Raw genomic sequence first — 14,907 nt, 5'->3', positions numbered from 1 at the left:
ACCCGCACGAGCTACTCCGTGCTGCCTGGGGGCGATTTCTTGCTGTTCCGTGAGTCCGCGGCGTCCTTGGCCAACCGCACTCGCCTCGAGGGACGGCTGGCGGAGCTGCTGAGCGAGAACTTCCTCCACAGGCACGGCCACAAGCCGCACGCTGCGGAGGTTCGCTCCTGGGAGCGGAGCATCCCCGCGCTCACCCACGCCCTGGTCGAAGCGGGTCTCGGTGAGGTCGAGATGCTGCTGGAGTACGGGCTGCCGCTGACGAGCAAGCGCGCGGACGTGATACTGGCCGGGGTGCATCCGGTTTCCGGCGAGCCGTCGTACGTCGTCGTGGAACTCAAGCAGTGGACCGAGGCCCAACCAGTGGACGGCGATCCGCTGCGGTGCAGCGTGCCCTCCTACCGCGAGCCGGTTCTGAACCCCATCGAGCAGGTACGGGGCTACTGCGACTACCTCGTCTCGTTCAACGGGGCTCTCGAGCAGAACCCCGGCTCCGTCACGGGAGTGGCCTTCCTGCACAATGCAGCCGAGGTCAGGGTCGCCGGGCTGCGCGAGGTCGAAGAGGACCACCGCGGTCGCATGTACACCGCTGATCAGCGCGGTGCGTTCCTCGACTACCTGCGCTCGAGGCTGGCCGCCAAGCCGGGCACTGCCGCCGCCGACGACCTCCTGCAGGCCAGGGTGCGACCGTCCAGGCAGCTGATGGCCGTGGCCGCCGACGAGGTCCGCGACCGGGAACAGTTCGTGCTGCTGGACGAGCAGCGGCTCGCCTACGAGACGGTGATGGCAGCGGTCCGCAAGGCCCGCCGGTCCAACCGCAAGCAGGTGGTCGTTGTGACCGGTGGGCCCGGGTCCGGCAAGAGCGTGATCGCCCTGTCCGTACTCGGCGACCTGTACCGGCGCGGTGTGTCTGCCCTCCACGCCACCGGCTCGCAGTCTTTTACGAAGACCATGCGCAAGGTCGCGGGTGCACGCAAGCCCGAGGTCCAGCGTCTGTTCCGCTACTTCAACAGCTTCATGGAGGCCGAGCCGAACGACATCGACGTGCTCGTGTGCGACGAGGCACACCGGCTCCGCAGGACCTCCGCCAACCGCTACACCAAGGCCGCCCTGCGCACCGGGCGCCCACAGGTGGCGGAGCTGATCGACGCGGCCCGGGTCCCGGTGTTCCTCCTCGACCAGCACCAGGTGGTGCGACCCGGCGAGATGGGCACCGTCGAGCAGATCAGGCGGGCCGCGGCAGAGCAGGAAGTGGACTTCACACTGGTGGAGCTGGACAGCCAGTTCCGGTGCGGAGGCAGCGACGCGTACGTGCTCTGGGTGACCAGTCTCCTGGGCCTGGAGGGTGAAGGACCGATCGCGTGGGAGCCGGACGGCAAGGTGCAGCTGCTGACGGTGGACAGCCCGCAGGAACTGGAGGACTTCCTCGACGACAAGCGTGCCCAGGGGTACGGCGCCCGGCTTTCCGCCAGCTACTGCTGGAAGTGGACCACCAAGATCACTCCGGCGATGACGACGCTGCCCGCGGACGTGGTCATCGGCGACTGGTCGAAGCCGTGGAACCTGTACGGGGACCGATCCCTTCTGGGCGCACCGCCGGCTCCGCTCTGGGCCACTGATCCCGCGGGCTTCGGCCAGGTCGGCTGCGTCTACACCGCCCAGGGCTTCGAGTACGACTGGTCGGGCGTGATCATGGGCCCGGACCTGGTCTGGCGGACAGACCGCTGGGTGGTCGACCGCACCGCCTCGAAGGACCCCTCCTTCACGAAGGCGACGCCTGACGAGGACATCGACCGCCTGATCCGCAACACGTACAAGGTGCTCCTGACCCGCGGCATGATCGGAACGGTCGTCTACTCGACGGACCCTGAAACACGCGAGAAGCTCCGTTCGCTTATTCCCTGAGCCACGGCCCCGATCAGCGGATAGCATGATCCCGCTGCGCACCTTCCCGGAGGGTACGAGGCTGAGGTTCATGCAAGAGGCCGAACAGGCTGTCGGTGACGAATGGTTGTGCCCGTCGTGTGGCGACACACGACGCGAGCGTGGCTGCCCGGTAGGGTGCCCCCTGCCATTCCGAACTCACAGCCTGGAGTGGCCGTATGACCCCCGTCGAGTGCAAGCCTGCGCGTCGTGAGCGGATTCGCGGAATCCTGATCGACATCGCTGCCGGAGTCGTCTCCAGTCTTCTGGTGACGGCACTGACCGCGGTGGCAGACCTGTTCTTCTGAGCAGGTACGTGGCGGGCCCGGAGAGCCCGCCACCCCACAGCCCGGTCCGCTGTCAGAACAGCCGGAGATCGGAGCCCGACGACTTCCCCCGCTTGCGCTTGTTGCGCCTCCCGTTGGCGCGCGGCAGGTGCGGTGTACGAGCCTCCTTCGGAAGGTTCAGCCAGGTGGGTCGAAGCCCGTGGATCTCCACCTGGCCCACAAGCTTCTTCAGGTACCTGCGGGTTTCCTCGTCCGTGGAGTACAGCACCGTCGCACGGCTCGCCCGGGTCAACAGCACGTGGTACGCCTGTCGGACCAGCCGCGCGAAGTCGTCGTCGGCCACACTGGACGAGCTGACCTTGGGATCCAGCGAACCGGGCACATCAACACGCTTGATGTCCGAATCCGGGCCTTCCTTCCGCTCCTTTCCGCGCTGGAACACCCACTGATCGCCACGGCGCACCATGTCATCGCCCATGATCACCCCGCACCAGTCCCATTCGAGGCCCTGCGCCGTGTAGACGCACCCGATCTGGCCGAGGCCCTTGGGGTGGACGGACCAGATGTCCGACGGCGGCACCCCGTCCGCACAGTAGCTCTCGCTCTTCGCGTTCCACGGCCGGTGCCAGTCCCCGATGCGGACATCGGCCTCCAGACGCTTCTCCTCGCCCAAGGGCTCCGTCCAGGGCCAGCAGTACCCCGCGACCATGCGTGCGGACGCGCCGGCCCGGGCCTCGGTCAGGATGATCCGTTCGAGTTCCTCCGGGGTCTCCGCCACCTCGATGTGCATCAGTCCGTCCGGCCTCCAGGGCTCCGGCTTCTTGTCCGTCACGCCCAGGACTTCGCGCACCCAGCTGATGTACGAGCCACTGCCACCACAGCGGAACTGCTCGCGCAGTCCGTATTCGAGCAGGTCGGCACCGCGGCGCTCGGCCGCATCCTTGATCAGTGCGACGGTTCCGACTTCCTTCGGACGCACGGACTGGCCTTCGTCCAGGAAGAACACCGTCAGGCGTGAGGCGTCGAGGAGCTCGTCCACCTGCGGTCCCTTCCCCCAGATCTCCCGCTGCTCCGGCGTCCAGAACCGGTTCGTCGAGCGATCCCGCAGTCGATGCGCCTCGTCGCAGATCAGCACGTCCACCGGGGGCACCGAGGTGTCCACGAAGTTGCTGAAGTAGGTGAACGTCTCCCTGAACTGCTTGTCCCCGTATCCGACGTGCTCCTGAATGGCCGCGTTGAAGGCCCTGCTCCCGCTGGCGTACTTCACGGTGCGCCCCTGCGCCTCGAGCTGCGCCTTGACCTGCAGGCCGATGGCGCTCTTGCCGGTACCGGCACCACCTGTGACCAGGAAGACCACACGCCTCTCGTCGGGGACCAGCGCGGGATGCTCCGGGTCGGGCAGTACCTTGGCCGCCGCTTCGAGGATCTGGTCCGCGACCACCTTCTGGCGCCCGCGGAGGACGAAGACGGTGTCATCGCCTCGGGACCAGTTCATCGCATCGAGCAGCGGTGTGTTGCGCAGCCCCATGGTCTCCAACATGGTCACGGCCTCGGCCGCGCCGCCCTCGGCGTCGAAGCTCGCCCTGATGTCATCGAGGAGCCGGGCCCGCCGATCAGCCGTGTACACGCGTGCGTACGCGCCCGTGGGCGCGTCCACGCCGATCAGCGGACGCACCGAGTCGTCCGTGGCGTTGTGCAGGTAAGCGAAACCCCCGCACTCGAATTCGGTGTTCCTGAAGGGGCCCCTGTCGCTCGTGAACGCCTCGTAGTACTCGCGCAACTGCAGCGCGGGATGCTTCTTCGCCCCCATGCCCGCCACGTGGACCCAATCCGCGGTTGCCTGTTCGATCCTGGTCACCGTCGACCAGCGCTTCAATTCGACGAGCTGCACGGAGGGCCGGTGCTCGTGCGGATGGCGGCCGACCAGCACGACGTCGATCAGCCGGGGTTCCGGCTGGTCGGACTCGTCCATGGTGGCGGCGCACTCGACGACCATTTCCACGTTCCCGCGGTCGGCGGCGACCAGATCGTTCGCGAGGCTGATCAGACTCTCCGCCCAGGCAGAGCGCTCCGTGAGCGAGGCGTCCGAGCCGCGGAAGTACCGCCAGCGCGCAGCGAGGTGCGGCACCATGTGGCGGCGCGCATGCAGGGTGAGCAGATCCTGCGCCGAAAGCTTCAGCAGGAGCATGGACACGAGGTGGTTCCCCCAGGGCACGAGTAGCTCGTGCGGGTGGGGGCATGTCCTCGCGGGGAAGCCCGTCGGGCCGCAATCTGTTCGGTGATCTTAGAGAAGGCATCGTCTGCGGCGTGGCACCGCCCCGGCCCGCGGCCGGAACCATGGCCATGGTGGCCGGATCGCATGCGGCCACCGCCCGGCAGCTCCCTGCCCGCTTCGTCTCGGCTGCCCCCGATGTCGCTGCCGCCGTTAGGATCTGCCGAGAGCTTCCCCTCCGCCGGATGGCTGAGCCGGTCAGCTCTCAGCAGGAAGCGACGAAGCGGGGGCCGCACATGCGGGAAGGCCGGTGGACCACGGTCACCGAGTCCGAGTACGAGCACGAACACCGCGGCTTGGAGTCCATCCGCGAGAAGCTGCCCGACGCGGATCCCTGGCGGGCCTGGTCGAACTTCACCTTCACCGCGAACACCGGACACGTCCGCGAGATCGATCTCCTCGTCGTCGCCCCCGGCGGCGTCTGCATGATCGAGCTGAAGAACTGGCACGGCTCCCTGACCAGCGAGAACGGCACCTGGGTCCAGACCACGCCCAACGGTCGCCGCGTCACTCACGGCAACCCGCTGCACCTGGTCAACAAGAAGGCCAAGGAGCTGGCGGGGCTGCTCGGCCAGAACGGCAAGCGCGTCTGGGTCGCCGAGGCCGTCTGCTTCACGGCCGACGACCTGCGTGTACGGCTCCCCGCCCACGACGAGAACGGCGTCTACACGATCACCGAGCTGGTCGCGATGCTGAACCAGCCCCCGCGCGACGAGCGCCGGCGGATCACCGCCATCGACTCCCGCGAGATCAAGACCGCCCTGGAGCGGGTCGGCGTCCGCCCCAGCGACGCCCGGTACAAGGTCGGGCCGTACGAGCTGAAGCGGAAGGCCTTCGACTCCGGCGAGACCTGGGCCGACTACCTCGCCGAGCACACCGAGCTGCCCGAGGTCGCCCGCGTCCGCATCTACCTGCGCGAGCGCGGCTCGGACGCCTCGATCCGGCAGTCCGTGGAGAGCGCCGCCCGCCGCGAGGCGGCGGTCCTGCGCCGCTTCCGCCACCCCGGCGTCGTCCAGCTCAAGCAGTACGACCCGTCGGGGCACGCCTGGGGCCCCGCCCTGATCTTCGACTACCACCCGCAGACCCTGCGCCTGGACGAGTACCTCCTCCAGTACGGGGAGAAGCTCGACATCCTCGGCCGCATGGCCCTCGTCCGGCAGCTCGCCGAGACGATGCGCTCCGCCCACTCCAGCCGCATCCACCACCGGGCACTCGCCGCCCGCTCCGTGCACGTCATGCCGCGCAACCGCGGCCGCGAGGGACAGGCCGTCGGCGAGGACGCGGCCTGGCTCTCCCCGCACCTGCAGATCTCCGACTGGCAGATCGCCACGCAGCGCAGCGGCGCGGGCAGCTCCGGGCAGGGCGGGACCCGCTTCGCCCCGACCGCGCTGTCTGCGATGCACCTGCCGGAGGGCTCCGACCCGTACCTCGCCCCCGAACTGACCGCCCTCAACGCCGACCCGGTCTACCTGGACGTCTACGGCCTCGGCGTCCTCACCTACCTGCTGGTGACGGGCAAGGCCCCGGCCGCCAGCCAGGCAGAACTGCTGACGCGCCTCGAAGCGGGCGAGGGCCTGCGCCCCAGCTCGCTGGTGGACGGCCTCTCCGAGGACATCGACGACCTGGTGCAGGCGGCCACCGCCTACCGGCCCGGCCAGCGACTCTCCACCGTCGACGAGTTCCTCGAGATGCTGGAACTCGTCGAGGACTCCCTCACCGCGCCCGCAGCGCCCCCGGCCCCGGAGGCCCCCGAGAAGGACCCGCTCGAAGCGGTCGCCGGCGACGTACTCGGCGGGCGCTGGCAGGTCCGGCGCCGCCTGGGCACCGGCTCCACCAGCCGTGCCTTCCTCGTACGCGACCTGGAGGCCGAGGAGCGCAAGACGCGGCCCCTGGCCGTCCTCAAGGTGGCGCTCTCCGACAGCCGGGGCGAGATCCTCGCCCACGAGGCCGAGGTCATGGGGCGGCTGCGTGCCGACTCCCGCGTCATCCGGCTCGTCGAGCCGGAACCGCTGAAGATCGCCGACCGTACGGTCCTCGTCCTGGAGTACGTGGGCGACGAACGGGAGGAGACCGGCGAGGGCGAGGAATCCGGAACCCCCCGCACCCGCCGCCGCGAGGAGACCGTGGCCCGCCAGCTGCGCGAGAGCGGCCGGCTCCAGATCGACCAGCTGGAGGCGTACGGCGACTACCTCTTCGGCGCCGTCGACTTCCTGGAGGGCGAGAGCGTCTGGCACCGCGACATCAAGCCGGACAACATCGCCATCCGCATCCGCCCGAACCGCACCCGCGAGCTCGTCCTCATCGACTTCTCCCTGGCCGGATACCCGGCGAAGGACTACGAGGCCGGTACGGAGGGCTACCTCGACCCGTTCATCGGGACGCTGACCCGCACCGCCTACGACTCCCACGCCGAGCGGTACGCGGTCGCGGTCACCCTGCACCAGATGGCCTCGGGCGAACTCCCCAAGTGGGGCGACGGCTCGGTGCTGCCCCGGATGACGGACCCGAAGCAGCACCCGTACCCGACCATCGCGAAGGACGCCTTCGAGCCAGCCGTGCGCGACGGCCTGGTCTCCTTCTTCGAGAAGGCCCTGCACCGGGATGCTGCCCGGCGCTTCCCCGAGCTGAAGCCGATGCGGGACGCCTGGAAGAAGATCTTCCTGGACGCGTCGCAGACCGTCCCGTCCGGCCACCGCTCCCGCCACCCGGAGCCGGCGGAGCATCCTGCCGCCGTCACCGGCCAGGCCACCATCGCGGACGCCGAACCGCTCACCGCGGAGCAGCAGCGGGAGCAGCTGGCGGCCGAGGTCACCCGCGACACCCACCTGTCGGCCGCCGGCCTCACCCCGGCCGCCGAGGCCTTCCTCTACGGCCTGGACGTCACCACGGTCGGCGAGCTCCTCGACTACAGCCGCCGCAAGCTGCTCAACGCCCCCGGGCTGGGCGCGAAGACCCGCAGCGAGGTCCAGCGCCGCCAGCGCGAATGGGGCGACCGCCTCCGCGAGTCGCCGGTCTCGCCGCTCACCCCACGGGGCCGGGCCGAGGCCAAGGAGGAACTGGCCCAGCTGTCCGGCACCGAGTCCGTGCTGCTCGGCGCCCTGGCCTCCGGTGAGAACGCCGGAGGCCTGTCCGGCTCCGCGCTGCGGGCCGTCAGCCTGGACACCCTGGCCACGATCTTCGTCCCGGAGCTCAACAACAACCGCTCGAACCACAACAAGGTCGAGACCGTACGCCTGCTCCTGCGCCTGCCCAACGCGCAGGGCGACCTGCCGGACATCGGCGTCTGGCCCAAGCAGAAGGACGTCGCGGACGCCCTCGGCCTGTCGGCCGGCCGCATCCCGCAGCTCCTCAAGGAGGAGCGCAAGCGCTGGAAGAAGCACCCGGCGGTGCAGGCGCTGCGCGCCGAGATCATGGACCTCCTCTCCGGCCTGGGCCGGGTCGCCTCCGCCGCGGAGATCGCCGACGCCCTCGCCGTACGCCGTGGCACGCAGCTCGCTGAGCGCGAGCAGCGGCGTGCGCTGGCGCTGGCCGCCGTGCGGGCGGTGGTGGAGGTGGAGCAGCTGGAGCCGGAGGAAGCCGAGTTCCAGCACCAGCCGAACCGCAAGGCGACGGAGGAGGCACTGGGCGCGGGCCTGCTGGCCCTGGACGTCCGCGAGGACGACGCCCCGGACACCCCGACGGCGCCGGGCCTGCTCGACTACGCCACCCGCCTGGGCAAGACGGCCGACCGGCTTGCGCGCCTCGAAACCCTCCCGACGGCGACGACGGTACTGAGCGAGCTCGGTTCCCTCACCCCTCCCCCGGGCTCGGTGGAGTGGGACGAACGCCGCCTGGTGGAGCTGGCCGCGGCCGCCTCCCTCAACGCGGCGGCGACGCCGCGCCTGGAGATCTACCCGCGCGACCTGTCCCTGGTACGGGCCCTCCGCCTCACCCAGGCCGGCCTGGTCCGCCTCATCCCGAACGTCCCGGAGGCCCGCCAGCCGGGTGTGACGAGCGAGGACGTCCACGAGCGCGTCCGGGCCCGCTTCCCCGAGCTGGTCCTGCCGGACTCCCGGGGCGGCCTCACCCACGAGCTCCCGACGGGCGGCCCGTTGACGAAGGCCCTCCGGGACGCCGGCTTCGACCTGACGCTGTCCATGCGCGAGGACACCAAGACGCTGCGCTACCTGCCGACCCGCATGGACAGCGCGTCCAGCTACCTCACCACGGGCGCCTGGCGCCAGGCCACGGATGTTGGCGCGGTGACCCGCTACGCGGACGACCCGGCGCTGGCGGCCGCCGTCCGCGCAAAGGAACGCCTGGCCGCGTCGGCCCGCCGCGACGGCTACCGCGTCCTGACCGTGCACCACCACCGCCCGGAGGAAGCGACGCGCGCCCTGTCCGCGGCGCCCATCGGCGCCCAGGCGGTCTCGGTGACGGCCCTCTTCCTGGAGGCGATGCACGCGCTCGCCCCGGAGGGCTCGAAGCCGACGTGGGAGACGCTGCTGAAGGCGGACGTGGCGGAGCCGGGCTCGCGCGGCGCGATGAAGTTCGCGGAGTACGCCCGGACGGCGTGGGGCACGGTGGAACCGCAGATCCGCACCCTGCTGGCCCCCTCCGCCGGTACCGGCCCGGTCCTCCTGACGGAGGCGGCAGCCTTCGCCCGCTACGACGCGATGGGCGTCCTGGACCGCCTGGCGGAGGCAGCCCGCCAGGGCGGCCGCGGCCTGTGGCTCCTGGTCCCGCAGAGCGACCCGGCGAGGGAGCCGAAGCTGGGCCAGGTCGCGGTGGCCTACCAGGCGGGCCTGGGCGAGTGGATCGAACTTCCGGACTCGTGGGTCAAGGACGCGAGTACGAGCAGGACAGCAGTGACGGACGGAACCGAGGGAGACACCAAGTGATCGACCGCAAGGCCCTGTTGGAAGACCTCAAGAAGCAGGTCAAAGCGGTCGAGACGGACCTCGGCAAGCAGGTCAAGGCAGTCACCGAGGTAGGCACCCGCCTGCGCGCCGAATACGACCAGGCCCGCAAACTGGGCCGCACGGCGGCGACGTGGAACTCCTGGCTGGACGAACGGATCACGCAGGTCGCTGTCGCCTGGGTCCTGGGCACGGTCTTCGTCCGCTTCTGCGAGGACAACGAACTCATCCCGGAGCCGTACCTGACGGCCCCGGACCCGGACCGCCGCGACCTGGCCCTGGCCCGGTACGAGGAGTACGTGGCGAAGGACGCCGACCCGACCTTCCGCGGGTGGCTGGAGCGCGCCTTCGAGGAGCTGGGCGCCGGCCAAGCGGGCCGCCTGCTGTTCGACCGCAAGCACAACCCGCTGTTCCAGGTCCCGCTGTCGCACGATGGCGCCCGCGAGCTGATCGCGTTCTGGCGCGAGCGCGACGAGGCGGGCGTGCTGGTCCACGACTTCACAGACAAGCTGAACGAGGACGGTACGGAGGGCTGGGACACCCGCTTCCTGGGCGACCTGTACCAGGATCTCAGCGAGGCCGCCCGCAAGACCTACGCGCTCCTCCAAACCCCGGAGTTTGTAGAGGAGTTCATCCTCGACCGCACGATGGACCCGGCGGTCCGCGAGTTCGGCTACGAGGGCCTGAAGATGATCGACCCGACATGCGGGTCGGGCCACTTCGTGCTGGGCGCCTTCCGGCGCCTGGTCCGCCTATGGGGCGAGGGCCAGCCAGGTAAGGACCTACACGAACGAGTGCGGGCTGCACTGGACTCGGTACACGGAGTCGACCTCAACCCGTTTGCGGTGGCTATTGCCCGATTCCGATTGTTGGTTGCGGCTATGGCTGCGAGTGGCATGCGGACAATGCTGGAGGCGGCGCAGTACGAGTGGCCGCTACATTTGGCAGTCGGTGACTCCCTGATCAAGCACCGACACCAACAGGGCAACCTCTTCGACGATTCCGAAGCCGAAGACACTGACGAACTGGCCGAGTTCAAGTACGTAACGGAGGATGTACACGAGCACCCGGAGATCCTGCGCCAGGGGCGTTACCACGTAGTGGTCGGCAATCCGCCGTACATCACGGTGAAAGACAAGAAGCTCAACGAGCTATACCGGGACCTTTATGACGCTTGCGCCGGAAAATACGCACTGTCGGTGCCATTCGCCCAGCGATTCTTCGAGCTGGCCAAGCGCGGCGATGCCAGTGGGCGCGAATACGGGATCGTCGGTCAGATTACGTCAAATTCCTTCATGAAGCGCGAATTCGGCGCGAGGCTGATTGAGGACTATTTCGCACATGAAGTCGAATTGACTGAAATCATCGACACCTCCGGGGCCTACATTCCCGGCCATGGCACCCCGACGGTAATTTTGGTCGGCAAGCGTCGCGGCGGCAGCGGAAGGTCGATGACCATCCGCACTACACGGAGCATTCAAGGCGAACCCGAGGCCCCGAAGGACGGTAGCACTGGGTTCGTCTGGTCCGCGATCGTCAACCAAATTGACGCTCCCGAATCCAGAAGCCGCTGGGTTTCTTGTGACGACCTTGATCGAGAACGCCATTTCAGTAAGCACCCCTGGACGCTGATCGATGGAGGAGCTGAGTTTACCGAACGGATTAAGGGGGCCAGCGCTACCCATCTCCAGAACTGGCTCTCACGCGACATCGGATTCGCTAGTTTCCCAGGGCAAGACGACGCTTTTATCAGCTCATCCTCGACTTTGCGGCGCCAAAAAGTCGACACTGCCGTGGTCAAGGCGCTCATCATCGGAGAAGTCGTTCGTGACTGGAACACTCACTGCGTGGAGAGCGCTATCGTCCCCTACAGCTCCGACCTCAAACCCCTCCCGTTTCATGAGGGCAGCGCATGGGCGCGCCTGCTTTGGGCGACTCGGACCATCCTACGGTCAACGACTGATTTCGGAGGTCAGACGCAACAGGATCTCGGGAAGCCGTGGTGGTCATGGTATCGATGGGTACCCGAGCGCTACCGCACTCCATTGACCATTACTTTCGCATTTGTAGCTACCCATAACCATTTCGCACTGGATCGAGGGGGCAAGGTCTTCAACCGTTCCGCACCGGTAATTAAGCTCCGCGACGGAACGAGCGAAGAGGACCATTTGCGGCTGCTGGGGCTGCTCAATAGCTCCACTGCCTGCTTCTGGATGAAGCAGGTAAATTATGGCGGCGGAGGTGATCCAATTGGCGGCGATGGCGCTCGCGTTAGCGCGCAACCATGGTCTGAGCGATTCCAGTTCAACTCGGGCGTATTGCAGGAATTTCCACTACCCTCAAATTACCCAACCAAGCTTGGGGCCGCATTGGACACTTTGACTCAGCAGCTCTCTGCCACAAGCCCCTCCGCGGTGACCGTAGATTCCATTTTCACCTCATCCACTCTCCGTGAAGCCAAGGCGAGCTGGCTCGCCACCCGTGCCCGCATGATCGCACTGCAGGAAGAGCTGGATTGGCAGGTCTACTCCCTTTACGATCTACACTCGGCAGACCTGCGCGTCTCCGACGACCCCGAACTCACCGATATCCCCGAACTCAGTCTTGGCGAGCGTGCCTTCGAGATCGTGCTTGCCCGGCGGGTAGCTGCAGGTGAAGCCAGCGACGAGTGGTTTACGCGGCATGGGTCCACGCCCGTCACCGAGATCCCCGACCATTGGCCAGCTGCCTACCGCGCGGTCGTGCAGAAGCGGATCGATGCCATCGAGTCAAACCGTGCCATCGGCATGGTCGAGCGGCCCGAGTACAAGCGGCGGTGGGCTACCGAAGGGTGGGACGCCCTTCAAGACAAGGCACTTCGCTCCTGGCTGCTCGATCGGATCGAGAATCGTGATCACTGGTTCGACGATAGCGGGATGCCGGCCCTCGTCAGCCTCTCGCGGCTCACCGATGTGCTCTCCCGCGACGAGGACTTCGTCTCCGTAGCCAAGATCTACGCCCCCCGCAAGGAACTGCCCGCCGTCGTCGCCGAGCTGATGACGGACGAACACGTTCCGTTCCTCCCCGCCTTGCGTTACAAGCCCTCCGGGCTGAAGAAGCGCGAGGACTGGGAGCACGTCTGGGATCTCCAGCGGCAGGAGGACGCCGCCCCGGATGAACCGGCCAAGCGGAAGATCCGGGACACGATCCCCGTACCGCCGAAGTACACCTCGGCGGACTTCCTGCGGCCCTCGTACTGGAAGGCGCGCGGCAAGCTCGACGTGCCCAAGGAGCGGTTCATCTCGTACGGGCAGACCAACACCCCCACGCCCGATCTCTACGGCTGGGCCGGCTGGGACCACCGGGAGCAGGCGTACGCCCTCGATGCGTACATCGCCTCTCACGAGGCGCTGACCTCTGAGGAGCTGACGCCGTTCCTTGCCGGGCTGCTGGAGCTCCAGCCCTGGCTTGACCAGTGGCACAACGAGTTCGACGCGAACTTCGGAGCCTCACCGGCCGCATTCTTCCGGGGCGACCGGCAGATGGTGCAGGGGGAGCACGGCCTGACCGACGACGACCTGCGCGCCTGGCGCCCAGCTGCCGCCACCCGAGGACGACGCACCACCAAGAAGTAGCACCACCGCCACGCCGGACGGCCCCGAGAACCCAAGCACGGTTCTCGGGGCCGTCCGGCGTTGGTCGTTCCTCAGCGGCGCAGTTCGTGGTCCTTGACGGCAGCGACGAAGGCCGACCAGCCACCCGCCGGAAACACGAGCACCGGACCATGCAGGTCCTTGCTGTCCCGCACGGGGACGACCGCTGCGAAGTCGTCGCAGACCTCAACGCACGCGCCGCCGTCCTGATTGCTGTAGCTGCTCTTGCGCCAGGTCGCGGCGGTCAGGTCGATGGATCGCACGGCACTTCCTCCAACATGCGCAGGATGAATTTCCGCGACTCGGCCGGAGAAAGCGCCAGGTCACGCGTCGCATCGTACGCACGTTGCATGCGCTCCACCGCGACGCTCTCCTCGATGAGTTCGCCTCCGTAGCCGTGCTCGGTGTATGCCACCGTACGCCCCTCCGCCAGGCGCAGAAACCAGACGTCGGTGGTCGACAAACCATGCAGCCCGGCGCTCTGCAGGAGCACCTGAACGGTCACGTTCGGCCGCTCAGCCACCTCGGCCACGTACTCCAGCTGCTGCCGCCACGCCACCGCATCCCGCAGCGCCGTCCTCAACACCGCCTCTGACAGGATCGTCCGAAACGGCGGTGCCCCCTCCCCCTCCAGCAGTTCCTGTCGCCCCAGCCGCGCCTCCACCTGCTGCGTCAGCGCGTCTCCCGTAAGCCCGCCCGCGGCCAGCAGCTCCCTCGCGTACCCCCGCGTCTGGAGCAACCCCGGCAGCACGCTCACCGCGAAGTGCCACAGGCTCACCGCCTCGGCCTCCAGCGTCATGTACCGCCGGTACCGCTCCTTGAACTGGGTCTTGTCCCCGCGCGCCAGCTCCCACAGCACGAGCAGCATCCCCGAGGTCCGGTAATGCTGGTCCAGCGCCTGGACAACCTCGGGCCCGCCCAGGGTCTCGCCCTTCTCCATCTTCCCGAAGAGCGACCAGTCCCACCCCAGCCGCTCCCCCAGCTGCCGCAGGCTCGCCCCGCTCCCCGCCCTCAGCTGCCGCAGTTCCTCCGCGAACCGTTGCCGCGGCTCCTGGCTGCGGCCCGTGACCACCCTGCGTGGCGGCATCACGGCTCCCCTCCCTGGTCTCCGTGGAAGGTGTGGAACTACCGCCGCGGGTTGGGGAACCAGACCCTGTCCACGGTGTCGCCAGCCTCCTGCGGGATCCATGCTCGTAGTGCCCGGGCTACGCACCGTAATCCACCTCGCACGCCCCGGTCCGGGAAAACAGGTCACCGCCAGCCGAAGGAGTCCGTCATGCCCGATTCCCGACCCGCCACCCCCGCCCAGCTCAAGGTCAAGGAAGCCATGGACGCCCGAGACGCCCTCGCCACCGCCCTCACCCGGGCCGGCATCCAGTTGCCCGCCATGGACATCCGTACTCCCTGGGCCGAGGGCGCCCGCTACGCCTTCGTCCACCTCGGGCAGTGCTCCGCCCCCGTGGCACACGCCCTCGCGGAAGTGATCACTCGGGGCGCCTCCCGATGACGGCCGACGACCTGTCCGGTCCCGGCCCGGCCCCGGCCATCGGCGCGATCGTCCGGGACACTCGCCGCAACCGCCTCGGCATCGTCACCGACCGCATCGGCCCCCACCTCCGGATCCGCCCCCTCACCGGCGGCCGGGCTTGGGAAGCGGAATCGGAAGACACCGAGCCGGTCAGCACCGCGGAAGTGCTCCGGGCCCGCCTCGCGGAGGTCAACGCCCGGAGCCGTGGGCCCCGTCCGAGCGGCTGAGCCGACCAGCCGCTCCCGCCTCCCGCCGCCGTCAATGGCCACTGCCGTTCCGATCCTCGGGAGATTTCCGCCCATCAGGCCCGTAACCAGCGAGGATGCCGGACAATGTCGGAGGAACTTGTCCCGGTACCGGCACGGACTGC

At 68.4% G+C, this 14,907-nt stretch carries 9 protein-coding genes; 6 read left to right on the top strand and 3 right to left on the bottom strand.

Features of this window, described 5'->3' with window-relative positions:
* Nucleotides 1-39 precede the first annotated feature (39 nt).
* Nucleotides 40-1,902, top strand: coding sequence for a DUF2075 domain-containing protein (locus C0216_RS08140; protein WP_114054619.1), 1,863 nt, complete (start codon nucleotides 40-42; stop codon nucleotides 1,900-1,902).
* 197 nt (nucleotides 1,903-2,099) lie between these two features.
* The gene (locus C0216_RS34245) at nucleotides 2,100-2,228 is read left to right on the top strand and encodes a DUF6408 family protein (RefSeq protein ID WP_221888720.1); all 129 of its coding nucleotides are present in this window, start codon (nucleotides 2,100-2,102) and stop codon (nucleotides 2,226-2,228) included.
* Between the two features lie 52 nt (nucleotides 2,229-2,280).
* On the opposite strand, the gene C0216_RS08135 is transcribed toward C0216_RS34245, so the two are convergent.
* Nucleotides 2,281-4,395 (bottom strand): DUF2075 domain-containing protein, encoded by a 2,115-nt coding sequence (locus tag C0216_RS08135; RefSeq protein WP_246042791.1) that lies wholly within the window; start codon nucleotides 4,393-4,395, stop codon nucleotides 2,281-2,283.
* 320 nt (nucleotides 4,396-4,715) lie between these two features.
* Between C0216_RS08135 and pglW the strand changes: the two genes are divergently transcribed.
* Both pglW and pglX read left to right on the top strand, forming a co-directional pair.
* Nucleotides 4,716-9,359, top strand: coding sequence for a BREX system serine/threonine kinase PglW (gene pglW / locus C0216_RS08130; protein WP_114054618.1), 4,644 nt, complete (start codon nucleotides 4,716-4,718; stop codon nucleotides 9,357-9,359).
* Entirely contained in the window at nucleotides 9,356-12,991 is a 3,636-nt protein-coding gene (pglX, locus tag C0216_RS08125; RefSeq protein ID WP_114054617.1) for a BREX-2 system adenine-specific DNA-methyltransferase PglX, read from the top strand. Before pglW ends, pglX begins: the two co-directional genes overlap by 4 nt.
* Before the next feature lie 71 nt (nucleotides 12,992-13,062).
* On the opposite strand, the gene C0216_RS08120 is transcribed toward pglX, so the two are convergent.
* Nucleotides 13,063-13,272 (bottom strand): DUF397 domain-containing protein, encoded by a 210-nt coding sequence (locus C0216_RS08120; protein ID WP_114054616.1) that lies wholly within the window; start codon nucleotides 13,270-13,272, stop codon nucleotides 13,063-13,065.
* A complete protein-coding gene (locus C0216_RS08115; RefSeq protein ID WP_114058517.1) occupies nucleotides 13,254-14,096 on the bottom strand; it encodes a helix-turn-helix domain-containing protein in 843 nt (280 codons plus the stop codon). Before C0216_RS08115 ends, C0216_RS08120 begins: the two co-directional genes overlap by 19 nt.
* Nucleotides 14,097-14,285: 189 nt before the next feature.
* On the opposite strand from C0216_RS08115, the gene C0216_RS08110 reads away from it, so the two are divergent.
* The gene (locus tag C0216_RS08110) at nucleotides 14,286-14,516 is read left to right on the top strand and encodes a hypothetical protein (protein ID WP_114054615.1); all 231 of its coding nucleotides are present in this window, start codon (nucleotides 14,286-14,288) and stop codon (nucleotides 14,514-14,516) included.
* Nucleotides 14,513-14,764 (top strand): hypothetical protein, encoded by a 252-nt coding sequence (locus tag C0216_RS08105; RefSeq protein ID WP_114054614.1) that lies wholly within the window; start codon nucleotides 14,513-14,515, stop codon nucleotides 14,762-14,764. Before C0216_RS08110 ends, C0216_RS08105 begins: the two co-directional genes overlap by 4 nt.
* Nucleotides 14,765-14,907 lie beyond the last annotated feature (143 nt).

Origin of the sequence: Streptomyces globosus (assembly GCF_003325375.1) — a bacterium.
Taxonomy (GTDB): domain Bacteria; phylum Actinomycetota; class Actinomycetes; order Streptomycetales; family Streptomycetaceae; genus Streptomyces; species Streptomyces globosus_A.
Note: the sequence above shows the minus strand (reverse complement) of the source record. Positions and strands in the feature narration are given on the sequence as shown.